Raw genomic sequence first — 22,584 nt, 5'->3', positions numbered from 1 at the left:
GCTGCCGTGGCTTTCTATTCCGTTCTCAACCCTTCTTGCCTTTGCCGCCTTTCGCGAATCTCAGGAACGCCATGCAGCAGCCTAATATTCCAACGCCAAGCAATACCGTCTGCAGCGCCCCCAGCCACATTGAGCTCTCCGGCTTGATTAGGCTGCTGATAATAATCAGCAGAATCGAAGCCGCTGCCAGCAAGGGTGTTTGTCTTTTTTTCATGAACTGAACCACTCCTTATTACTAAGGTACACTATACGGCATTTTTTCGCCAGAACCCGCTTAGCGGCTGTCTCTTGAGAGTTTGCTAATCAGCACTTTCCAGCTTTCCCCTCCACCCAATAGGTGACGTTGTAGTTTGTTATACAATAGTAAACCATATTATGGTATTGTAATAGGAACAAATGTTCCTATTTTGGTTGTTTTTTAACTTCTAAATTTTCCCTATACATAAACAATGGTAAAGGAGAATCAGTTGTGAGCGCCTACGAAGAATACAAAAGGGAGATTTACCGGATTGGCTGGAGAATCCAATACAAAGCAAGAAAGGTCCGTGTACGGGAGCTCCCTCTCTTTGATAATTGCACAATCGATCATAATTTTACGGTCACTTCCGATACGAAAATATGGATTCAAGACCTTCTAAGCCAGCTTCCATCCCAGGGAAGTACCATTATCAGCAAGCTTTATCTGCAAGACATGACCGAAAACGAGGTTGCAAAGGAACTTCATCTCAGTCAACAGGCGGTGAACAAATGGAAAAAGAAAATGATTCAAATATTATCTCAGACCGCGAATTTTTAACTCTGCTTCAAGCAGCAAAAAGAAAAGACCCGGCAGCCACATTGCAGCTGGTGAACTTATTCAAAGAGGATATCCTCAAAGTTAGTAGATACATCCATCTGCCTGTAGAAGATGCTGTTTCTATGATCACTCTGGAATTCCTTGAATTAATACAAGGGGAAAACCATGAACCGATGTTACCGGAATGACTTCTTTTGGAAACGGTCCCCACAGAGAAAAGGATCACAAAGCGGAATAATCCGCCTGTGATCCTCTATTAACTGCACTTTAAAATGAATTAGTTGACCTCGTAATTATGGCCATAGTTATTATCCCAATACGTTTGCCCGCCGGTTGTATACGAAATCGCATATTTAACATTTGTGGCACCTGGAACATTAATACTGTATTTCCAGGATTCAACACTATTGAAATTATTCACGGAGCCACCGTAAGCAGCGAATACCTCATGAGTCGTTGCCCAGTTGTCTGTTGTGTACACTACTTTTACTGTTTTCGTCGGATTCAGGTTTTTCACAAAGATATATCCACTAAATTCACCATTGCTTAGAGTACTTTTGTCGTTAAGCACATTTGGTGCTCCCAAAATCACGGAGCTCAGTGGATATGAACTATTGACTTCATTGTAATAATTCGCCCCCCCGTTGTTATCCCAATAGATCTGGTTATTCACTTCGTATTTAATTGCGAATTTTATGAATTTCGGATCCTTCAACTCTAAATGATCTTTTGAACCATCTGTTCTGGAAATGCCAAAATGCCACTTCTCACGGTTTACATCCGTCGGCCCTACATATGTCGCAGTCGTATCATACCAATTTGTGTCATCCGTGGTGTAATGAACAGTGACATTTTTCACAGGTCCCAGATTAGCAACATCAATATTCCCGCTGAATCCGACATATCCATTTTTATACATAACACTGATATCCGAGTCAATAAGTTTAACCTCATCACCGCTGGCAAATGCCGATCCCACAAAGGATACACCAAAAATCAGAGTAAACATCATCAATCCAGCAAATAGTTTTTTCATTGCTTTCACAGTTCTCGCTCCTCTAATTTTAAATTTTTACAACAGAGTCTTAAGCCGACTAGGATGAGATACATACATATACATTTGTACACTTATTGTTCTTTCATCCCTCCTTAAGCATATCGAAACCAAGTTGTAATCTCTAAAATGTTAATTTTTTCCTATTGATAGGATAACTTTAACTAAAATTTATGTAAAAAGTAAATAAGTAACATATTTAGAGTCCTGTAGGTTACGAAATCCGCATTGTTGTATAACATGCAGGATTTTCGTCCATTTGGTAAAGACACGCCCAAATTGTTGTACAATTTACAAGATTTTTGTCCGTTTAGCGTAATTAGGACTCAGATTATTGTAAATCGTACAAGATGTCCACCCATTCGGCCTGCTTAAGGCACACTTTGTTGTATTCCGCGCAGGATTTTCGAGGGTTAACCCCCCGTTGCGGACAGGAAAGCCGTTATTGAAGGAAGATTCGTCTTTTCCACAGGAGAACGGACTGAGATGCCTTTATTTGTCCCTTTCCCCTTTATTCCAGGCTCCATCGAACGATATAACGACTCCTGAGTCCGTAACCGCTGAAAAAGCAAGATTTTTGGCAAAATAAGGGCTCCTCAGTCCGCTTCAGTCCGCGGATGGAGCCCCATCCTCCTGCATCGCTTATATCCTCTGAGGCTTCCAAGATCTCCGCATTTTTTGACATTGTATAATTTCCTATACAACAAAAAAATCCCTTTAAGGCTGTTGACATTGCCTCTGGGGATTTTATTAACAAGCTATATCTTTAAGATTATTTTCTCTTAACAATACAAACAGCCCCGATGCAGAAAGAGTGATTCATCGGAGCTGTTTGTAATTGCTTCCCTTAAATCTTATAAGCCTTCATCGCTTTTCTGATCTCCTTAATGCTTGGGCGTTTGCCGTACATCAGGACCCCGGTCCGGTAGATCTTGGCCGCGAGCCAGCCCAGGCCGAATGTGGTTGCCAGCAGGATCACAAGCGAGACGGCAATTTCCCAGAAGGCCACCTCCCCTACCCCAATCCGCAGCACCATGCTGAGCGGTGAGGTAATAGGCACAAAGCTTGCCACCTTGATCAGCATCGTGTCCGGAGCGGAGATGCTGAACAACGGAATGTAGAAGGCTACAAAGGTACACATCATTACCGGCATCAATGCCTGGCCCAAGTCCTCAGTGCGGCTTACAATGGAGCCTACAGCAGCATACATTAAGGCATACAGGAAGTAGCCCAGCACATAAAGGATGAAGCCATATACCAGGATGCCATAATTCAATTGTCCAAGATCCAGGTCAAAATCAGTCAATATGCTGGCGTTATGCGGAAGCATCAGATTGACGGCGATACTTCCCGAGATAATGGCAATTTGCATCAGGCCGACCAGGAAGATCCCGATGACCTTGCCGAACATTTGCGTTAGCGGCGAAGCGCTGGTAATCAGAATCTCCATGATGCGGGAGCTTTTCTCCGAGGTTACTTCTGCCGAAATCATATTCCCGGTCATGGTAATCGACATGAAGAACAGGATCAGAAGCACATAGACGATAACATAATTGATAGCCGGCTTCGATTCATCCGTTGCTGCGCCGTCCTTTCCATCCGTACTGAGCTGCTGGGTGCCGATGGATACGGGCGCAAACATCGCCGCTACCTGCTCCTGGGTCAGCTTATCGCCGGCAATCAGCTGTGTATTGATCTGCTGCAGCGCACCCTGGAGATAAGTCTTCAGGTCTTTATCCAGCTCTCCGTCCTTGCTGTGGTAGGTGACTGGAGGGACGCCTTCACTGCCTTTGGCATCAAAGGTAAGGTAACCTTCAATTTTATCGTCATCCAGTCCCTGCTTCAGGGCAGCGTCATCCGCCGAGGCAAAGGCCGTAAAAGCTACGGTGTCCGTATCTTCATCTGCATCCGCAGCCGCAGGCGGCGCATACGCCAGCAGGAGCTCAGCGGCACGGTTCCCCTGTTCAGCCACAACACCGATCTGCGTGTTTTTGGCTCCATCATCCCCCTGGAACACCTTGATGAAGTATGGAATATTCATGCCGATGCTGATCAGCAAAATCAGAATCAAGGTTGTAATCAGGAAGGATTTGGTTCTTACTTTATTTTTGAAGGTAAAGCTGATAATTGTCCCCATTTTATTCATTAGATTCACCCACCGCTCTGATAAAGATTTGGTTCAAGGTTGGTTCCTTGATTTCAAAATGTTCAACCTCACCGGCTGCCATCGCGTGTTGCAGGATACGCTGCGCTGCACCGATCTCGCTGATGGAGAGCAGATACCCCCGCTCCTGCTTCTGCACCGCGCTTACCCCTGGAATCTTGTCCAATCCGCTCAATTCGCCGGCCGTCCTGAGCGCGACTTCTTCACGCGGATACCCCTTCTTAATCTCACGAATGTCGCCTTGCACGACCGTATTGGAACGGTCGAGAATCGTAATATTACGGCATAGCTCTTCCACATGCTCCATCCGGTGGGTAGAAAACAGAATGCTCGTGCCCTGGTCACGCAATTCTTTTACGGTATCCTTAAGCAGCTCAACGTTGACAGGGTCCAGACCACTGAACGCCTCGTCCAGAATCAGGATTTGCGGCTTATGCACAACTGCGGCGATAAAGCCCATCTTCTGCTGGTTGCCCTTGGAGAGCTCTTCGATCTTCTTGTTGTAATACTCCGGAACGTCAAAACGTTCCAGCCAGAAGCGGAGGCTCTTCTCCGCATCACCGGCTGACATGCCGCGCAGCCGGGCCAGATAGATAATCTGGTCGCTGACCTTAACCTTCGGGTACAGCCCCCGTTCCTCCGGGAGATATCCCATCATATGCTGCAGCTCATCGCTGAACGGCTTACCGTTATAAAGAATCTTCCCTCCATCGGGATAGATCAGTCCCAGCACCATACGCATGGTCGTTGTTTTGCCGGCGCCGTTGGCACCGAGCAGTCCATAAATCTCTCCTGGCTCCACCTTCAGGCTGATTCCATTTACTGCGGTTTTGTCTCCATACTGCTTCATAACTTGTTCCAGCTTCAAAGCTTCCATTCTTCTAGTCTCCTCTCTCCTGGTCAATCAGTGCCGGGCGGTGCCCCTGTGTCCATAAGCTCAGGATTTCATCCAGCTCCAAAATCCGGCTCTTGATAACCTTTACGCCCAAATCCTGGACACGTTTCTCATTCTGCTGTGCTTGCGGGGTAATAAATGAGGCGACACCCGGTGTATCTATGGCAAAATGCAATGCTCCCGGCAGCTCTTGTGCAAGCTCCCCCAGCTCTTCCTCATTCTCCACCTGGACCCAAATCTCGCTCCATGAGCCAAACAAGCTGTCCTTCTCGGCCATTCCGAGCAGCTGCCCGTGATGCATCAGCACAATATAATCCGCGAGCCGCCGCACCTCCTCCACAATATGGGTCGAAATCACCACTGTAGCGCCGGACTCATCCATATATTTGCGCAGAGTCTCAATCATTGCCTTCCAGGCAAAAGGGTCCAGCCCTGAGGATGGCTCATCCAGCAGCAGCAGCTGTGGACGGGCCGCCAGTGCAGCGGCAATCTCGAACTTGCGGCGCTCGCCCTTGGACATTTTGCCCAGCTTGGCATCCTCCGGCACTTCAAACTTTGCCAGCAGCGCCTCGAAGAAATCCTGATCCCAAGCCGGGTACCAGTGGCGCCGGAATTCGGCAGCCTCTGCGGCACTCCAGTATTTCTCCTCGGCCTGCGGGTTTTCCGGTACGTAGGCAATACGCTGGCGAAGCGCAAGCGGCAGCCCGTCCGCATAGGAATGCTCGAACCAGCGGATTTCGCCCTCATCGGGGAAGGTCAGCTGCAGGAGCATATGCAGCATTGTGCTTTTGCCGGAGCCATTCTGGCCCACCAGTGCGGTAATATAGCCCTGCGGAAGATTTAGATTCAGGGGGCCTATGGTCTTGCCCTGCCGCCGCTTTTTGCTTACATTACGCAGTTCTATGGCCTGCTGTACCATGGATTGACGCCTCCTTTCAAGTCTGTGTTCCATATTTGTGCTTCACAATTTCCGTGAAGAGCTCCGTCAGCTCCGCTTCCGAGCATTGTACCGACAGACCGACATCCACTGCATTTTCCAGCGCCTTGCGGATCGCCTCTTTCTTGTACCCCTCCATCGCCCCTTCGCCTACATGGGAGACAAAGGTACCTGTACCCTGCCTGGTCCGCAGCAGCCCCTCGTTCTCCAGATCCTGATAGACACGGCGCACGGTGATCACACTGCATTTCAGATCGCCGGCAAATTCCCGGATCGATGGAAGGAGTGTCCCCTCGGTGATCACTCCGCTGATTATCAGCGATTTAAGCTGGGTTTCGATCTGGTGGTACAGCGGCTCGGCGCTGTTTTCATTAATTTGTATCGGTATCCACATGATTCACACCCGCCTTCCACACTCCGGCAAGCCGGAGCGCTTCCTTGCTATTCAGCCCCTTCATACGAGATCACGGCTCTTCAGCCGGTAGATGGTCCATTTGGAGAACAACTGCACGGATACAGTGCCAAGCAGCAGAGTCGCCCACATCAGCGGGGAAGCGAGGCCCCATTCCTTCGCATACCAGATGCTGTAAAGGAACAGATTCCCTCCCGCCTCCCCTACCAGCAGCGCCACGCCAAGGCATAGGAGCGTAATAAGCAGGAGAAGCCAGCAATACGTTTTACCACTAACCATTAATTCAATAAAAATGTACAGCCCGGTCAGCACAAGCGCGAACCCAACCCAGGTTAGTGCAAAAGCAAGATAGGCAGGAATAGACAATTCGCTCCGGAGCTGTCCGCTCATCGCATAAATGAGGCCGAAGTAGAGTACACCGTTCAGGGTGAAGGAGAACACCGTGTGCAGCTTTCTTTTGCACAGCACCACAGCGGCCGGGACCGGGAGACTGCGCATATAAGCGAGCATCCGGGTATACGAGTCCTCACTGAAATACTTCATTGTACGCCGTGAGAAGGTGAAGCCAAGCATTGGCGTCATTGAGATCAGCAGGAAATCTGCCAGTACCTTACCGTCCCCCGACTCCAGGACATCGCCGATAATCATTTCGCTAAATATCGACATATAGACCGTAAATAGAACCGCAAAAATCAGCGCCCTCAGCAGCTTCAGCTTATCGGCCCGGAAATCGCTCCGGACAATAACCCAGGCATCTTTTATAGTTGTCATGAACTGTAACCTCACTTTATGGTCTAAAACATAGTGTGCTTTTCTGTGTGCTTACTGTGTATATCTATATACACAGTATATGACCTGTGATTTCCAGTGTCAACCAAAAAGTTAAGACCTGTAATCGGGACTCTAACCGGGACTTGGGGAACCCTTGCCCTTATGCTACGCTAATAGAAGCAACGGCTTCACTGCTATTGAAGCCATAATATAAACGCACTGGAGGTTCATATGATCAATGATCCCTGGTTTACCGTACAACAAATCGATGAGACCACCTTCGCCATCAGTGAGTATGGACATTGGGAGAAGGTCCATTCTTTCCTCCTGCTGGGTCAGGAACGGGCGGCGTTGATTGATACCGGGCTGGGAATCGGCAATATCCGGACTATCACAGATCAGTTAACGAATCTGCCGATCGATGTGCTGACCACACATGTACATACTGACCATATCGGCAGCCATGGGGAATACGAGCGGATTTTTGTGCATGAGGGAGATCTGGATTGGCTCGTCCATGGCATTAAGGGCTTATCACTTGAACAGATCCGCCGGGATATCGGCAGAGATATCAGCCAGCCTGTGCCGGAGGGTTTTGATCCGCAGACCTACCGGCCCTTTCAGGGTGAGCCCGCAGGGTTATTGCGGGACGGAGACACTGTTGAGCTGGGCGGCAGAGCGTTAGCTGTGTATCATACCCCCGGCCATTCTCCGGGGCATCTTGTCTTCTGGGATACGTTGAACGGCTATTTGTTCACTGGCGATCTGCTGTATGACGGAACTCCGGTCTATGCTTTTTACCCGTCCACCAGCCCTGTGGATTTAGTCGCGTCTTTGGAGAGGATTGCGGAGATTGATGGGGTACAGCGGATTTACGGATCGCACAACACACTGGGTCTCCATCCACAAATTCTGAGCGAGGTGAAGCATGCGGTGCAACTGCTGCGCAGGAATGATCTGGTCAAATTCGGCACAGGCCTTCATACGTTTAACGGCTTCAGCATACAGTTCTGACGGGGCACAGGAAGCCTGCAGCAAAAAAAGACCCGTGGAACCGAGCGCTCCCAAGCGGAACACAGGTCTCACAGGTCTTTTTTTATAACACAGCAATCAGGCTTGGATCAGGCTCCCAGAATAACTTCCCACACCGGCTTCGTATGTCCGCCCGGATAAAATATGTACAGCAGCACATACACCGCAACTCCTGTAATGGCTGTAATGAACCAGATCACAGACGTCACTCTGCCCCATTTCCGGTGCTTGGCGTATTTGGCCTTGAAGCCGAGGGTCAGCGTGGTAATCCCGAATACGGCTGCCACCGTTGCCAGCACGATATGGAATATCAGAAAAATGTGATACAGCAGCGACAGATCCTCAGGACCGCCCCACGAAGTATTGCCTACAAACACCGTTCTTGACATATATACGATAAAAAACAGAACGGCAGCGATAGCGGCAGCAATCATTGTCTTCTTGTGCGCCTCGCGTTTGCCCTTGATGATTAGTCTCCAGCCAATAGCCACCAGCACCGCACTGATCACGATGAAAGATGTGCTGATCGTTGGAAACACTGTAAAAATATCCATGATTATCCTCCTCGGTGTTCTACCGGCTATACCCGGGTCAAAACACGCTCCTCCAGCTCAGAAGAAGGCGCAGGAACTTCCGCATCGTCTTGCCCGTTCTCTTTTTTATACCAATGATAGAACACATAAGCAAGCATCGAGGCAAAAATAAATTCCTGGATGAACTTCATGGCGATCCCGCCCACCTGCTGATCCACCTTGGGTGAGAGCCAGCCGAAGAACGACGGCCCGCCAAAAGCCTGCAGCAGCTCCGCAGGACTCCCGGACACACAGTACCCCATCGCCCGCGCCCAGGTCTGCGGATCACTGTAAGTGGCATAGAGCGGCTCCCCCGCAAAAATAATCAGCCCGCAGGCCGGCGTAAGCAGCACCATGTTCAGGAAAATAAACCCGATCTGGCCCAGTCCGTTTATGCTGCGCAGCTCCGGCAGCGGGTTAATCAGATTCCACCACATCAGCGCGGAGGTCAGAAACAGCACAGCGTAGTACAGCCGGTGCACCGCAAAATGCAGCATGACATAATCATGGATCACCGGGATATGATAGAGCGAAAATAATCCGTTGAACAGCAGCGCCGCCACTACCGGGTGAGCCAGAAAAGATACACGCCGCAGCGGGCGGAGCAATCCCTTCAACAGGGCTCGCCAGCACCAGTCAGGAATGCCCAGCATAATCAGCGGGACCGCAACCAGGTAGGAGAAGGCCATGCTCGCCATATGAAAAGAGAATAAAATATGTCCCAGCAAACTCAGCGGCCCGCCTTGGGCCAGATACAGCGCCAGCATGCCGAAGATGAACGAAAACCGCCGCCACAGCGGAACCTGTGATGAACCCTGGAAACGACCGGAGAGCGGGCCTATCAGCACAAAATAACCGGCTGTGAGCAGCAGCATAACTGCCAGAAACAGCGGACTCCACAGCTCGGCAAAGCTAAAGTAGGATAATCCCAGCATGATACCCAAGCCTCCTTTGCACGGGATGATTGATAGGACAAAGCCCGATCGCGCAATAAAGTCGCCGGTTGGGCGGAGCCCGGGGCTGGCGCGGGCGCTGCTGCGCGGGGGGCGCGGGCTGGCGCGAGTGCTGCTGCGCGTGGGGCGCGGGCTGGCACGGGCGCTGCCACGCGTGGGGCGCAGCCTTTTCCTCAAGCTGCGATTGCTAAGTGGAATTTCTACCACTAATCTTACTGCAAACCCGCTGCTGAGACTGCTAAGTGGAATTTGTACCACTAATTCAGCCAAAACCGCGTCCATCCGCAGTTTTCAGCAAAATTAAGTGTACTTTTTCCCACTAATACTCGGTTTTCGCCTGAAAAACGGAAAATAAGTGTACTTTTTCCACTTGCTCTTCCCACTTCCTCTTCCACTAACCCCTCGGTTCCCCAGCAATTTAGTTTGTTAATCCCCTGCATAGAGCCGCCTGACCGCACACTGCCCGCACACTGCCCGCACACTGCCCGCATACTGCGCCCATTGGACCATTTAGCAGCAAGCCGTTCTCCCAACAAGCCGCTCTCCGCATGCAAAAAAGGCGGCATCGCCCGCCGCCCCCATGCAACGCTAATCCCACCATACCCAGTAGAGCGCCATCACAATGCAGGTTCCAGCGATAAAAAAGCCGCCCAGCATAAATATAATGGGCAGCAGGTGCCCTTTGTCCTTGAGATGCATCCAGAAGCCCATTTGCAGGAATACCTGAAGCACTGCCATCACCAGAAGCAGGATCACGGCAAATGTGGCATTGACACCCCCGGCAGCTACAGCCGCAAAGGCAATCAGCGTCAAAACGACAGAGAAGGCAAATACCACAATATGCCGCTGCGGCCCTTCCTGCCGGTGGCGGTGCTTCACCGCGCCGCTCGAAGCGGAATGCTGTTCTGTCGCCATGGTTACCCCACCTTTCCGAGCAGGTATACGACGGTAAAGATAAAGACCCATACCACATCAATAAAATGCCAGTACATGGCCGAAACATAAATTTTGGGCGCGGTTACGACCGTAAGCCCCTTGCGCGCAAGCTGCCCGATCAACACGGAAATCCAGAGGATGCCAAAAGCCACATGCGCGCCGTGAAAGCCAACCAGTGTGTAGAACGCCGAGCTGAAGGCGCTGGTGGTCATGCCGAACTCCTCATGTCTTACATATACGCTGAATTCATAGATTTCCAGCACCAGAAAGCATAGTCCCAGAAATACCGTAACCAGCAGCCAGTTGCGAAGCACCGCTACCTTCCCCCTGTGCATGGCCTGAATGGCGAAAACACTGGTCAGACTGCTGACTAGCAGGAGGAATGTTGCAGCCGCCACCAGCGGCAGATGGAACAGATCATTTGCCGACGGGCCTTCATTGGTCTGGTTCCGCAGTGCCAGGAAGGTGGCGAACAGGGTTCCGAACAGTACCGACTCCCCGCCCAGGAACAGCCAAAAGGCCAGCACCTTGTTGCGTCCCTCCAGGGTTGCTTTTTCAGGTTCGTGCGGAAGATTACCCGCCGCACTTTCGGCATGTGCTGTTGTCATGTCCGCTCACCGTCCTTCCAGCTCTTCAGGCTCGATATGCCAGCCGTGATCATCATAGAGCGACCGCAGCAGCATCGACCCGAAGGTAATCACCAGCCCGATGGCTGTAACAAGATAATTATTGAACAAAAAGCCCATGAACGCATTCCCGAAGTCATCACGGCTGAACATGAAGCCCAGGCCGGCAATAAAGATGCCGACTGACATGAGGAACGGCAATATCGTTGCCGATGGCATATGAATCGGACCGACCGGCTCTGCAGGAGTCATAGTTTTATGACCCGAGGTTTTTTCCTTCCAGAAGGCATCCAGTCCACGCACCAGCGGAGTCTGTTTGAAATTGTATTCCGGCGGCGGCGAGGAAATCGTCCACTCCAGCGTGCGGCCGTCTTCCCAAGGATCATCTGGCGCGTCTGCCGGCTTTCGGGAAGTCAGGAAAATATTTGTGAGGAAAATAAGTACCCCCACCCCCATCAGTCCCGCCCCGATCGTACTAATGAGATTCAGCAGGTCAAACTGCTGGTTCGGCAGATAGGTGAATACGCGGCGCTGCATCCCCATCAGTCCCAGGAAATGCTGCACGAAGAAGGTGAGATGGAAGCCGATGATGAAGGTCCAGAAGGTCCATTTACCCAAGGTTTCGCTCAGCATCCGCCCAAACATCTTCGGCCACCAGTAATGCAGCCCGGCGAACAGACCGGACACCAGACCGCCTACAATGACATAATGGAAATGCGCAACAACAAAATACGTATCATGAAACTGGAAATCGGCAGGCGCAGAGGCCAGCATGACCCCGGTGACGCCCCCCATCGTAAAAGTGGGAATAAAGCCGACCGCGAACAGGTTGGGACTCGTAAACCGCACCTGACCGCCCCACATGGTGAACAGCCAGTTGAAGATTTTGATCCCTGTCGGTACGGCAATCAGCATGGTGGATACCGAGAAGAGGGCGTTCGCTACCGGGCCCAGGCCGGTGGTGAACATATGATGCGCCCAGACCATGAAGCCCAGGAAAGCGATCAGGATCGTGGCAAATACCATGGAGCTGTAGCCGAACAGGCGCTTGCGCGCGAAGGTCGGGATGACCTCCGAGATGATGCCGAAGGCCGGGAGAATCAGAATGTATACTTCGGGATGACCGAAGATCCAGAAAATATGCTGCCAGAGCACCGAGTTCCCGCCTGCCGAGGTATCGAAGAAATTAGCTTCGAGAATCCGGTCGAACGTAAGCAGCACCAGCCCGACTGTAATAGCGGGAAAAGCAAACAGGATAATCGCAGAAGTAATGAAGCTGGCCCAGACGAACATCGGCATCCGCATAAAGGACATGCCCGGCGCACGCATCGTAATGATGGTAGCCAGAAAGTTAATGCCCCCGATCAGCGTCCCGAGACCGGCAATCTGCAGCCCAATGGTGTAGAAATCCACCCCATGTGTGCCGCTGTACTGGGTGGTGGACAACGGAGTATACGAGGTCCAGCCGGCATCGGGCGCACCGCCCATGATCCAGCTGAGGTTGAGCAAAACCCCGCCGAACAGAAAGGTCCAGAAGCCCAGCGCATTCAAAAACGGAAAGGCGACATCGCGCGCACCGATCTGCAGCGGAATTACCGCGTTCATCAGTGCGAAGATCACCGGCATGACACCAAGAAAGATCATGGTCGTGCCGTGCATGGTGATCAGTTCGTTAAAGGTCTGGGCATCCAGAAAGGTATTCATCGGCTTGATCAGCTGGATACGGATCAGAATGGCCTCAAGTCCGCCGATGCCAAAAAACAAGCCTCCGGCCCACAGGTACAAAATCGCTATCTTTTTATGATCGACGGTGGTAATCCAGTCCATCAGTCCGGTATGGCGTTTCACGCTGTGGCCATGCCTCAATGGCGGTGATGGATTCAGGGACTGCGCTGCTTGAGCCAAGGTTCGTACCCCCTTTTCGAATATAGCTGCTTCCAATGCAGAATGTAAGCTCTAGTCCAGCGTGTAGCCGGCCAAAAACTCGGCAATTCCGTCTATCTCTTCATCACTTAAGCCCATATCCTTCTTAGGATCAGGCATCTTGTTACCGGGTTTGACGCCTGCGGTATCATGCAGCCAGGTCTTAAGATTCTCCAGTACCGGCGCTCCGTCCACCCCTGTATCGTCGTTCAGCAAGATCCCCGCCACGGACTCCCGCGAGCCGATTCCGGTCAGATTAGGCGCACTCGACAAATCCGGCATATCCCCTACGGCATGGCAGGTCAGGCATTGGGATTTGAATTTCTCGGCCAGAGCCGGATCTTCCGGCAGCACAGCCGGAGCCTTCATAGAGTTGACCCATTTCTCAAACGCCGCTTCGCTGACGGATTTCACCTTGAACTCCATAAAGCCATGGGAGGGTCCGCAGAGCTCTGCGCATTTGCCCCGGTAAACGCCTTCATTGGGCGCACTGAAACTGAACCGGTTCGTTGTTCCATCAGGGTTGGTATCCATTTTTCCGGAGAGCGAGGGGACCCAGAAGGAATGCAGCACATCCTTCGTGCTCAGTTCAAAAGCGATATCCTTCCCGGCAGGAATCACCAGATCCTGCGCAGTCGTTACTCCATAATCGGTATACTCGAATTCCCACCAGTACTGGTGTCCGGTCACCTTGACCTTTATGGCGTTTTTGTCGCTGGAGTGATCATTCCCGGCAGCGAACACTGCTTTAACCGTGGGAACCGCCAAGACCACTACCAGCACCAGCGGTATGACCGTCCAGAGCACTTCCAGCTTGAAGCTGCCCTCCACCTGCTCGGGCATCTCTCTCTGATCGGGTTTGCGCCGGAAACGGACCAGTACATAGGCTGCAATGGAAAAGACGATCAGCAGTACAACAATCATGATAGTGATCGACAGCTTCATCAGATCGAACGAGCTTTCCGCCGCCGGTCCTTGAGGACGAAGCACCGACAGGTCCTCCCGCCCGCATCCGGCAAGTATGAGTCCAAGTGCTGCGGTCATGGGAAGAAGCCGCTTTCCAGCCTGCCACGTTTTCATCATTGATCTACCCCGCTTTTCCCGATTTCGTAGATTAGAGTATTATCCTGTCAATTATAACAATCACTATTAATATAAGTTTGAAGGGGTGTTTTGTCAATCGTTCACAACAAATTCACATTTGTTTTTTGGAAGTATAAAGTCTTGTCTTTACTGGATTTAAGAACGCTTTCAAAAACACCGGAAAGTCTGCTATAATGAATAAAACGCATACATATCTAATTGTGTATATTAATTCATTTGACTATTTTGAAGGGACTGGCTGTTCGGGGGCAAGCAGACAAACAAAAAAAACCGATTCCGGCAGCAAGCTGCCCGGGCACGGTTTATGAGAATCCTCATGGATGTAATTACTCAGATTGATGTTTTTCCAAAAATCAGCAAGCACCGGTTCCTGTCTGTTGTTTAGGAGACGGATGAGTTCATTCTCACCAGCTCATGCTCCACGACCATGGTCAGCTCCTCTTCGTAGCCTCCCGTAATCCGATACTTCCGGACGTACTCCTTTACAAATTTCTTGGGATCTTTGGGCCGGAAAATTCGTGTCATTTCCCGCAGACTTTCCTTGACTTCGTTATGACCTTTACTTGCCATGATCAGTTCCCTCCCAAAACATTGAAAATGAATGCTCCGTTGTAGAGAATGCATGATGAAAAGTTCGCCGTAACCTTGAAATGCAAGTGTCAGAAACCATACACATACGCAGCTTGCATTATCCGCCAATACAATATTCCGGTGTAAGGAATTCCGTCTCGCCGGTGAAGCAGGTTCGTCGTGATTTGGGCTGAGAATAAGGACGTCCTATCCATTGGGACCCCTTAGACACTTTTGTACCCGAAGAGCCACTTGCTGAATCACTCCTTTCGGGCCTTATCGTTATATTGTATCATATTCCCGTCCAAGTTCCACCTTTCCATGTAAAATGTGCGAAGTGAATTATTTTATACATTTTACCTTCCAAGGCCGGTTAGGGTGGCGAACACTCGCTGAAAAGCAGAAATTCCCAGGACTGACTGGACTGTTGCTTATAATGTTAGAATGCCCAGGACTGGCAAAAATATCAGCCGCTCACCAAAGTCTCTTGTGGCGCTTTCCGTCCCCTCCGGGGTGGGCCTATTAGTTACATCGGCGGTTCCCGGCAATCTGATTAGCTTTGGAGGCCTGGAGCCACATACTTTGTACCTATCACTCATAGAATTGTAGGGGAGCAGAAAAATAGCAATCTGCCTTCTTCCACCATGCCCAAGGAGAGTGAGCCCTTGTCCCCTATCAGATCCTCCACCGGAATACCGGATCATATCGCCGCTGCCCTCTGTTACTTTTTCCCTTTTATTGGCGGGATTGTTTTTCTTGCCCTCGAAAAGCGCAGCCGTTTCGTCCTTTTCCATGCGCTGCAGTCGCTGATCGCCTTCGGTGCGCTGATGGTTGCCCATGTGTTGTGCGGTTTCATTCCGCTGCTGGGTCCACTGGCCGCCCCCATCATCTCCCTGTGCTCGTTCGCCGTATGGCTGCTTATGATCTACCACGCACTGGGCGGAAGATGGTATAGGCTGCCTTGGGCGGGAGATATCGCTGAACGCCAGCTCCGCCAGTTGTAGCCTGCTGCTAATAGCCTTTCTGGAACTTTGACTGGTCGTTATTGCCCTGTTAAAAAGATTCCCTTTTGCCCTGTTCCTCCGTACAATGGAATCACAAGCAGAAACGGTACCGTTTCAGTGAGAAATATAAGGATTATAAATAGCATGGAACATATATATCCTTATGTTTGGGCATATTCATCTGCAGGCTGGAGGAACGTACATGTATTTATTGATCATAAATCCCCGCTCCGGCGGAGGGGCCGGAGGGCGCACCTGGCACGCCGTGGAAGCGATGCTGCAGGCCCGCGGCACCGCTTACGAAGCGCTGTTCACGCAAAGCGCGGACAGCGCCGAGTCCCAGGTGCTGCACGCGCTGGCCCGGCGCGAGGACTGGCGCGCCGCCATCGTCGTCGGCGGCGACGGGACGGTCCACAGCGTGCTGGGCGCGCTGCGGCGCAGAGGCGTGGCGCTGGCGGTGATTCCCGCCGGCTCCGGCAATGACACCGCCCGCGGCTTCGGCATCCCGCTGGCTGCCGGGGCCGCGCTGGACGCCGCGCTGCAGGACCGCTGCCTGGAAGCGGACCTGCTGTCAGGCGCGGACGGCCTGACGCTGACCGCCGTGGCCAGCGGTTTTGACGCCCAGGTGGCCGTCAATGTGAACCGCAGCCGGTACAAGCGGCTGTGCAACGCTATCGGGGCCGGCCGGCTGGCCTACCTCATCGGCATTCTGCATACGCTGATGACCTTCAAGCCCTGCCGCGTGAGCGTCACCTGCGACGGGAAAGAGCAGGCCTTCGAGAAGGCCTGGCTGGTCTCGGTCTGCAACCTGCCCAGCTACGGCGGCGGGCTCCTGATCTGCCCGCAGGCGAAGGCCGGCGACGGCCTGCTCGACGTCTGCGTCGTGCACGGGCTCAGCCGCGGGCAGCTGCTGCGGCTGCTCCCCACGGTCGTGAAGGGCAAGCATACGCAGCTGCCCTTCGTGACCATGCTGAGCGGACGCAGCGCAGCCGTCCGCTTTGCGGAGCCGCGCCAGGCCATCGGCGACGGCGAGAGCCTCGGCACGGTGCCGCAGGCCGTGCGCTGCGAACCGGGCGCGCTGCGCGTGCTCTCGCCGCTCGCCAGCGCGCAGGGCGCAGCCAGGCCCTGCTCCGCGAGCGGCTAAGGTGCGCGGCGCACCCGGAGACGGTGCAGCGGTTAAGCGCATTGGTGTCCGTAACATCGCATTTCGGGGATTGATTGCTCAAAAAAGCGTGCCGGTGTCCGTAACAAACACATATCCGTGCCCGATTGCTCGAATAAACCCTCTGGCTGGCATCCGTTTTGCAGCCGCGTCCGTCCGTTTAGCGCCAGCCATGCCGCACATCCCTGTAAGCAAACAAAACGAACCCTATCTCCACAATAGTGTGGCGGTCAGGTTCGTTTGTTTTTTAATAGTATGGTGTATTCGTTGATCCGGGGCTTCTGCAGAGGGAAAAGCCGGGTCCGTATATGCCGGTGCACGCGCTGCATAACCTCAGTCCGCAGGCTCCGCTTCGTCCTCGACAAAGGATATCACTCCTTCGTCCAGCGAAGCAATCCGCACCAGCGACTCCACACGGTAGCCGGCTTCCTTGAGCAGCCGGTTGCCGGGCTGGAACGCTTTTTCGATTACGATGCCGATCCCGGCTACAGTCCCGCCCGCCTGCTCGACGATCCGGGCCAGCCCGAAGGCTGCCTCGCCGTTGGCCAGGAAGTCATCCACAATCAGCACGCGTTCACCGGGCGCAATGAACTTTTTGGAAACAGTAATTTCATTGCTTTCTTTTTTCGTAAACGAATAGACCTTTTCCACGAAAATATCCTCTGTCAGGGTCAGGGACTTCTGCTTGCGGGCAAAAATCAGCGGCACTTCAAGCTCCAGCGCGGTCATGATGCCGGGGGCAATCCCTGAGGATTCGATGGTCAGCACTTTCGTGACCCCCTCCCCGGCAAAACGGCGGGTAAACTCGCGGCCAACCTCACGCATCAGAAACGGGTCCATCTGGTGATTCAGAAAAGAATCCACCTTGAGCACGCCCTGTCCGAGAACAATGCCTTCACTGATCACCTTGTGTCTCAACAACTCCATCTGTGCTCCTCCTTCTCCCATCCCGTGGACCCGGCATCTCTTGCCTACAGCCCAGTGGGCTTCTGCGGCAGCAGGTTGCCAACCAGCGATTTCAGCTCATGATCCTCTTTACTGTTCGGCTTACCGCTGTCAAAGCCCGTAATGCGGATCTGTGAATAGTTCTCTCCGGGATTTACCGGCTTAAAAATCAGCTTCTCCCGGTCATCCAGCCGCACCGCAAATTTCATGTCCTTAAACATGTCAATCAGCTCCTGCTCGCCGGGGGTCTGCCCCTCATCCAGAAACAACAGGCCGCGCAACGGTTTGACGCCTTCGGTATGATCCACTTCAAAATGCACGATACACTCCATGCTTTTCACCTCCCTAAGCTAATATCAGGTCCTTCTTGGCGCCCTAATCAGCCGCGTCCTCCGACCGCAGTTGTCCCGCAGCCCTCTCGTCCGGTTCCTCCGGTTCTTCCCCGGCCTGGTCATGCAGCACATATTTACTGTAAATACGGCTGTAGCGCTCGCCATAACGCTTGGTGAGTTCTGCCCCCATATCTTCCTCCAGCTCAAACAGCACCATTTCCTGCGTAAAGTGGTTCAGTAAAAGCTCCACCAGCACCGGATGCTCAGTGACCACCGCCTGGGCGGTTCCATCTTCATAGCGCATGCCCAGCATGCACCAGCACCGGTCAATGACAAAAGAAAACTTGCGCCCTCCGCTTCTCGGCAGCTCTCCGCCCAGAGGCGGCCAAGCCGGATAGGGAGCCGTCGCCGCATTGCCGCCGTCAAAAGCCCACAGCAGCCTCACTCCGCGCATTTCCGCCTGTTCCAGCTCGCTGCGCAGCAGCGAGGCCTCCTCCCGCCATACATCGACCACGATTTCCTGCCGGGCCAGATTCAGCTGGCGGACCAGCGCCCCCAGCACATTGCGGTCGCCTTCCACATTATAGAAGGACGGGCTGACCGGTCCGCCGCGGGGCATTTCACTTTCCATATATGCCAGCGAAGCCTGGACCCTGCCGGAAATCATTGCCGCCAGCTCCTCCGGGTCCAGCACGCTGTAGCGCGCCGGTTCCCCTTCACCGCATCTAACATATCCTTGCTGGGTCAGGCGCTGAAGCGCCGCATATACGTTGGATCTTGATACTCCGAGCTGTTTGGCGACTTCGTAGCCCGAAGCCTGGCCTTTGGTGGCCAGCTCGACCATGATTTTGGATTCCATCTCTGTGAAACCCAAATTGCGCAGATGCAGCAGCAACTGTTCCATCTATGTTGTCCCCCTAAGCTGTCTGTGACTCCTGTCTATATTTGCTCCGAACCGCAGCGCGGACACCACATTGAGCCCTTCGGCAGATCTGCCCGGCAAATCTGGCATTTTACGATATCGCGTACACCACCGTCCTCACTGACGGCCGCTTCCTCCGGTTCACTGGCCTTCCAGTCCCGGATGCGCCGGTCCAGCTCAAGCTGCCGCTCGCGTTCCCGCTCCAGTTGATCAGCTTCGCGGCGGCTGCGCTCCTCGGCCTGGGCAGTTCCGGCATAATTCTCCAGAGGCAGCTCTTCCTCTTCAGGAAGCACCTCGGTATAGACAGCGCGGTGCTCGTGCCTCATGGCGAGTTCTTTTTCTGCCTCGGTCAATTCGTCCTCGCCGTAAAATTCATCCTCTTCCACTTCATGCTTATGAACGGTATGTACGTTCACTGCCGCTGCTTCTTTTCTCGGGGAGAGCTCCTCCAGCTTGCGTCCGCAGTGCGGGCAGAAATTTGCATCCAGCGCGACTACATGCCCGCAGGCACAGAGCCGTTCATTCTTAAGCTCAGCAATCCGTGCCCGCAGCTCGTCGATCTGCTCCTGATACTTGAAGCAGCCCCGCGAGAGTTCCACCATCTTGCCTTCCGCCACCGACATATCCCTTGAACGGTAGCCTTCATAGAAAAGCTTGCCCATTTTCATAAATTCAATTTCCATCTCGCGTTCGATATCGGAAATTTGGCCATTCAGCTTGCCGATCTCCACCGAGCTTTGTGCTTTTTCACTTACCCGGCTGGCACCGTCCTTAAGCCGCTGCAAAAAATTCATTGTAGTTCCTCCTTCTCCAGAGTGAGAACAGGGCTGACTCTCAGCCTCAGTATAGTGTAGTTACCCCTTAACGCTCCTTGCAGAAGCGGAATTGTGCTTCTATCATACCAAATGTCTCGATTAGATTCATTATTTGTCGTTCTGTGTATAATAGTAAGCAGAAACGGCTTCATCGTCCTTTTACAGGACGGTACCGTTTCAGCGAGAAATGTAAGGGTAATTTATTGCGTGAAGCATATAAATTCTTATATTTTTAAATAAACCGTGGCTAACCTTACCGGATGATGGAGGGATTACACTTGCAAAAGCGTGACAAGAAACGATATTTCGTGTCCGTGAATCACGGCCTCATTCAGGAAGTGCGCAATGATTCGGGCGAATATGAGGTGCTGCTCACTCCCGGGGAGCTGACAGGGCTGGAGGATATCCTCAAGGATTTGGCCAAAGAGGATGAATATGCCTTCCGCCGTGCTTTTGTACCCTATAAGTCTGCCGACCATGATGAAGCCATCGACCAGTTTGACGATCAGACAATCCGGCTATTTCAATATTTGCATCGCTATGGCTCTGAAGAAACCCGTCAGCAGATTGAGAAGCTGAATGTTCTGCCGAAGCTGTCCAATACAGGCTATGAGGATAAAGGTTATGATGGAGGCTCGCCTACCAACAAATAATTACGCAGCCGCCTGGAGCTTTATGTGTGCTAATACGCGGCGGGCGTCAAAATGTTTCTGTAAAAAACTAGCCATGGGCTGCTTTTCATCAATTATCAGGCCCCGGACGCTCCGGCACACAGCCGGAGAGCCCGGGGCTTATTTTGCTTCCGGGGCGGTTCATGGGTTAAAATATAATCAGGAACCAGTCACAAATAATGAAAACCGGGAGAGTCTCAGTGGAAGAAAATGATAGTACACAGGTTACGCTGAATCAGTTGCAGGTACATGTCAAGGATTTGCAGAAGTGGCAGGTGAGCGAGGAATTTGCTAAGCAGATTGAAAACTTCACAGCGCTTCCAGCACTCTACCGCCATGCGCTGAATGAGCTTGAGAATAAAATTGATATCCTCAAAACAGAGTGGCAGGCGCGTGACGGCTACAGTCCGATCGAGCATATCAAGTCACGGATCAAGGACCCTAAGAGCATTCTCCATAAGATGGAGCGCAAAGGGCATGAATTCACACTGGATAATATGGAGCAGCACATTCATGATATCGCGGGCATGCGCATCGTCTGTGCTTTTGTGAAAGATATCTACCGTCTGGTCGATCATCTGTGTGCACGCGAGGACATGCGGGTGCTGGAGATCAAGGATTACATTGCACATCCCAAGTCCAATGGCTATCAAAGCCTGCATCTTATTGTGGCCATGCCGCTGGTGCTGCTGGAGGGCACCCGCTGGGTGAAGGCCGAAATCCAGCTCCGCACGCTTGCAATGGATTTCTGGGCCAGCATGGAGCATATTCTATATTATAAATTCGACAAGCAGCTCCCTTCACATGTGGCCGAAGAATTAAAGGAAGCAGCACGTGCCGCGGACGAACTGGATCAGAAGATGCTCCGCCTGCGCCGGGAGATTCTGGAGCTGGCTGAAAGACCCGCAGAAGAATAACGCTCTTATACTGTCACAAAGGCAGCCGATGCACAGGGAACACCTGTGTATCGGCTGCCTTTAGGTTTAAGCGGTAGCAAACCATTGAATAATAGGTCTGCCCACTTCCGTCGAATTCAAAGGTACTTTTACCTCTCATTCCGTTCATCCGTCTACTTCCGCCCATCAGGGCGAATGTGCTTCTCTTCTCTTATCGCGCTGTTGTCATGAACTGCAATTATCACATTACCTTCGTTCTTTAACGACAAAAAAGCCGCATCCGGTAAGATACGGCTTTTGTTCATTTCACATCTTCTTCAAGCCAGCTGCCCTGCGGGCAGCCGCTGCAGCCACTTCCCGCATGATCAGCGCCAGCCCTTCGGCGGCGTTGGGGGTCCGCGGCAGGAGAGACGCCCAATCCTCGGCGGGCTCCGCTACCACCGGGGACACCGGAAACGGCCGGGCTGCGATCTCATGGAACAGCGGACCCGGCTGGTGAAGCGAGCCTTCGGCGGCAGCCTCGGCCAGCCATTCGCCGGAGGACACCGCAGGCCCTTTGCGCTCCAGCCGGGCAAGCTCCGCCGCCAAGGCACCGGATGCATCCGGCTTGGCTTCCTCTTCCTCTGCGGTGCCCGGCCCGGCCCATAGGCCGAATACACCAGCCAGCAGCTCCTCCTTGTCCAGGCCGCGCAGCGACAAGGCCAACAGAGGCTCCTCAGCCAGCCGCTGCTTCAGCAGCTTTTGCAGCTCCGCCCGTTCTGCTGCTCCGCTCCCCAGCTCGTAAACCGCAGATGCAAGTTCTGCCCCGTCAGGCAGCAAACCCAGCCCGGCAAGCCTGGCGCTTAGTTGTCCTTGCAGCAGTTCATACAGCTCCCCCGGACGCGCGGCAAGCTCCAGCAGTACAGCCTGTTTGCGTGCAGCCGGCCAGGGAGAAACCTCCAAGGTGAGCACTGACGGTGCTGCTTCCTGAGCCACAGCCGCCATTTCATATCCCCCCTGCACCACGGGTGCAGGGCCGGATCCCCGTAGACCCTTCACTTTTACGATACCGGGCTGAATTTCCAGCCGCAGCTCAAGCTCTTCGCTCATTGC

Annotated in this window: 27 protein-coding genes; 7 read left to right on the top strand and 20 right to left on the bottom strand. The window is 52.7% G+C overall.

Annotated features, from left to right (window positions below):
* Positions 1-25: 25 nt before the first annotated feature.
* Positions 26-214: a hypothetical protein gene (locus tag PRIO_RS03245; RefSeq protein ID WP_020431254.1), complete on the bottom strand. Its 189-nt coding sequence runs from the start codon at positions 212-214 to the stop codon at positions 26-28.
* A 255-nt stretch (positions 215-469) separates the two neighbouring features.
* Between PRIO_RS03245 and PRIO_RS03240 the strand changes: the two genes are divergently transcribed.
* Positions 470-796: a sigma factor-like helix-turn-helix DNA-binding protein gene (locus PRIO_RS03240; protein WP_020431255.1), complete on the top strand. Its 327-nt coding sequence runs from the start codon at positions 470-472 to the stop codon at positions 794-796.
* On the top strand, positions 748-984 hold the full coding sequence (locus PRIO_RS34635) for a hypothetical protein (RefSeq protein WP_081487276.1): 237 nt from the start codon (positions 748-750) through the stop codon (positions 982-984). The genes PRIO_RS03240 and PRIO_RS34635 overlap by 49 nt, the downstream gene beginning before the upstream one ends.
* An 89-nt stretch (positions 985-1,073) precedes the next feature.
* On the opposite strand, the gene PRIO_RS03235 is transcribed toward PRIO_RS34635, so the two are convergent.
* The 6 genes from PRIO_RS03235 to PRIO_RS03210 all read right to left on the bottom strand — a co-directional run bounded on the left by PRIO_RS03235 (position 1,074) and on the right by PRIO_RS03210 (position 7,029).
* Positions 1,074-1,832, bottom strand: a complete 759-nt coding sequence (locus tag PRIO_RS03235; protein ID WP_231869925.1) for a carbohydrate-binding protein — start codon at positions 1,830-1,832, stop codon at positions 1,074-1,076.
* Positions 1,833-2,697: 865 nt separating this feature from the next.
* Positions 2,698-3,996 (bottom strand): ABC transporter permease, encoded by a 1,299-nt coding sequence (locus PRIO_RS03230; protein WP_020426612.1) that lies wholly within the window; start codon positions 3,994-3,996, stop codon positions 2,698-2,700.
* Complete coding sequence (locus tag PRIO_RS03225; RefSeq protein ID WP_039833127.1) at positions 3,989-4,891, bottom strand: ABC transporter ATP-binding protein; 903 nt, start codon at positions 4,889-4,891, stop codon at positions 3,989-3,991. Before PRIO_RS03225 ends, PRIO_RS03230 begins: the two co-directional genes overlap by 8 nt.
* A gap of 4 nt (positions 4,892-4,895) precedes the next feature.
* The gene (locus PRIO_RS03220) at positions 4,896-5,828 is read right to left on the bottom strand and encodes an ABC transporter ATP-binding protein (protein ID WP_020427307.1); all 933 of its coding nucleotides are present in this window, start codon (positions 5,826-5,828) and stop codon (positions 4,896-4,898) included.
* A gap of 16 nt (positions 5,829-5,844) precedes the next feature.
* Positions 5,845-6,240: a GntR family transcriptional regulator gene (locus PRIO_RS03215; protein WP_020427306.1), complete on the bottom strand. Its 396-nt coding sequence runs from the start codon at positions 6,238-6,240 to the stop codon at positions 5,845-5,847.
* Between the two features lie 60 nt (positions 6,241-6,300).
* A complete protein-coding gene (locus tag PRIO_RS03210; protein ID WP_020427305.1) occupies positions 6,301-7,029 on the bottom strand; it encodes a hypothetical protein in 729 nt (242 codons plus the stop codon).
* A gap of 231 nt (positions 7,030-7,260) precedes the next feature.
* On the opposite strand from PRIO_RS03210, the gene PRIO_RS03205 reads away from it, so the two are divergent.
* Positions 7,261-8,043 carry an MBL fold metallo-hydrolase gene (locus PRIO_RS03205; RefSeq protein ID WP_020427304.1) on the top strand — a complete coding sequence of 261 codons (783 nt, stop codon included), beginning with the start codon at positions 7,261-7,263 and terminating at the stop codon, positions 8,041-8,043.
* A gap of 107 nt (positions 8,044-8,150) precedes the next feature.
* Here PRIO_RS03205 and PRIO_RS03200 read toward each other — a convergent pair whose 3' ends face one another.
* The 7 genes from PRIO_RS03200 to PRIO_RS03165 all read right to left on the bottom strand — a co-directional run bounded on the left by PRIO_RS03200 (position 8,151) and on the right by PRIO_RS03165 (position 14,745).
* Positions 8,151-8,615: a DUF420 domain-containing protein gene (locus PRIO_RS03200; protein WP_020427303.1), complete on the bottom strand. Its 465-nt coding sequence runs from the start codon at positions 8,613-8,615 to the stop codon at positions 8,151-8,153.
* A gap of 26 nt (positions 8,616-8,641) precedes the next feature.
* Positions 8,642-9,568, bottom strand: a complete 927-nt coding sequence (gene ctaG, locus PRIO_RS03195) for a cytochrome c oxidase assembly factor CtaG (protein WP_046501106.1) — start codon at positions 9,566-9,568, stop codon at positions 8,642-8,644.
* 606 nt (positions 9,569-10,174) lie between these two features.
* Complete coding sequence (locus PRIO_RS03185) at positions 10,175-10,501, bottom strand: cytochrome C oxidase subunit IV family protein (RefSeq protein ID WP_020427301.1); 327 nt, start codon at positions 10,499-10,501, stop codon at positions 10,175-10,177.
* A 2-nt stretch (positions 10,502-10,503) separates the two neighbouring features.
* Entirely contained in the window at positions 10,504-11,130 is a 627-nt protein-coding gene (locus PRIO_RS03180; protein WP_020427300.1) for a cytochrome (ubi)quinol oxidase subunit III, read from the bottom strand.
* Between the two features lie 6 nt (positions 11,131-11,136).
* Complete coding sequence (gene ctaD, locus PRIO_RS03175) at positions 11,137-12,975, bottom strand: cytochrome c oxidase subunit I (protein WP_046506362.1); 1,839 nt, start codon at positions 12,973-12,975, stop codon at positions 11,137-11,139.
* Positions 12,976-13,104: 129 nt separating this feature from the next.
* Positions 13,105-14,154, bottom strand: coding sequence for a cytochrome c oxidase subunit II (gene coxB, locus PRIO_RS03170; protein ID WP_020427298.1), 1,050 nt, complete (start codon positions 14,152-14,154; stop codon positions 13,105-13,107).
* A gap of 402 nt (positions 14,155-14,556) precedes the next feature.
* Positions 14,557-14,745, bottom strand: a complete 189-nt coding sequence (locus PRIO_RS03165) for a hypothetical protein (protein ID WP_019913840.1) — start codon at positions 14,743-14,745, stop codon at positions 14,557-14,559.
* Between the two features lie 665 nt (positions 14,746-15,410).
* Between PRIO_RS03165 and PRIO_RS03160 the strand changes: the two genes are divergently transcribed.
* On the top strand, positions 15,411-15,749 hold the full coding sequence (locus tag PRIO_RS03160) for a DUF4870 domain-containing protein (protein WP_020427297.1): 339 nt from the start codon (positions 15,411-15,413) through the stop codon (positions 15,747-15,749).
* A gap of 202 nt (positions 15,750-15,951) precedes the next feature.
* On the top strand, positions 15,952-16,893 hold the full coding sequence (locus PRIO_RS03155) for a diacylglycerol/lipid kinase family protein (protein ID WP_046501104.1): 942 nt from the start codon (positions 15,952-15,954) through the stop codon (positions 16,891-16,893).
* Between the two features lie 351 nt (positions 16,894-17,244).
* Here PRIO_RS03155 and PRIO_RS03150 read toward each other — a convergent pair whose 3' ends face one another.
* Genes PRIO_RS03150 through PRIO_RS03135 form a run of 4 tightly spaced genes read right to left on the bottom strand, consistent with a single transcriptional unit; the run spans position 17,245 to position 19,904 of the window.
* Complete coding sequence (locus PRIO_RS03150) at positions 17,245-17,838, bottom strand: xanthine phosphoribosyltransferase (protein WP_039835617.1); 594 nt, start codon at positions 17,836-17,838, stop codon at positions 17,245-17,247.
* Positions 17,839-17,882: 44 nt separating this feature from the next.
* On the bottom strand, positions 17,883-18,188 hold the full coding sequence (locus PRIO_RS03145) for a hypothetical protein (protein WP_020427146.1): 306 nt from the start codon (positions 18,186-18,188) through the stop codon (positions 17,883-17,885).
* 43 nt (positions 18,189-18,231) lie between these two features.
* The gene (locus PRIO_RS03140) at positions 18,232-19,092 is read right to left on the bottom strand and encodes a TrmB family transcriptional regulator (protein ID WP_020427145.1); all 861 of its coding nucleotides are present in this window, start codon (positions 19,090-19,092) and stop codon (positions 18,232-18,234) included.
* Positions 19,093-19,127: 35 nt separating this feature from the next.
* Entirely contained in the window at positions 19,128-19,904 is a 777-nt protein-coding gene (locus tag PRIO_RS03135; RefSeq protein WP_020427144.1) for a zinc ribbon domain-containing protein, read from the bottom strand.
* A 299-nt stretch (positions 19,905-20,203) separates the two neighbouring features.
* Between PRIO_RS03135 and PRIO_RS03130 the strand changes: the two genes are divergently transcribed.
* Both PRIO_RS03130 and PRIO_RS03125 read left to right on the top strand, forming a co-directional pair.
* Entirely contained in the window at positions 20,204-20,578 is a 375-nt protein-coding gene (locus PRIO_RS03130) for a hypothetical protein (RefSeq protein ID WP_020427143.1), read from the top strand.
* Positions 20,579-20,796: 218 nt separating this feature from the next.
* A complete protein-coding gene (locus PRIO_RS03125) occupies positions 20,797-21,513 on the top strand; it encodes a GTP pyrophosphokinase (protein ID WP_046501099.1) in 717 nt (238 codons plus the stop codon).
* 152 nt (positions 21,514-21,665) lie between these two features.
* On the opposite strand, the gene PRIO_RS37170 is transcribed toward PRIO_RS03125, so the two are convergent.
* The gene (locus tag PRIO_RS37170) at positions 21,666-21,797 is read right to left on the bottom strand and encodes a hypothetical protein (RefSeq protein WP_020425793.1); all 132 of its coding nucleotides are present in this window, start codon (positions 21,795-21,797) and stop codon (positions 21,666-21,668) included.
* Position 21,798: 1 nt separating this feature from the next.
* Positions 21,799-22,581 carry a hypothetical protein gene (locus tag PRIO_RS33670; RefSeq protein ID WP_020425794.1) on the bottom strand — a complete coding sequence of 261 codons (783 nt, stop codon included), beginning with the start codon at positions 22,579-22,581 and terminating at the stop codon, positions 21,799-21,801.
* Positions 22,582-22,584 lie beyond the last annotated feature (3 nt).

The sequence above is a fragment of the Paenibacillus riograndensis SBR5 genome (genome assembly GCF_000981585.1).
In the GTDB taxonomy this organism is placed as follows: Bacteria; Bacillota; Bacilli; order Paenibacillales; family Paenibacillaceae; genus Paenibacillus_AQ; species Paenibacillus_AQ riograndensis.
The sequence above is the reverse complement of the archived record's forward strand: the minus strand, read 5'-3'. Positions and strand labels throughout refer to the sequence as shown.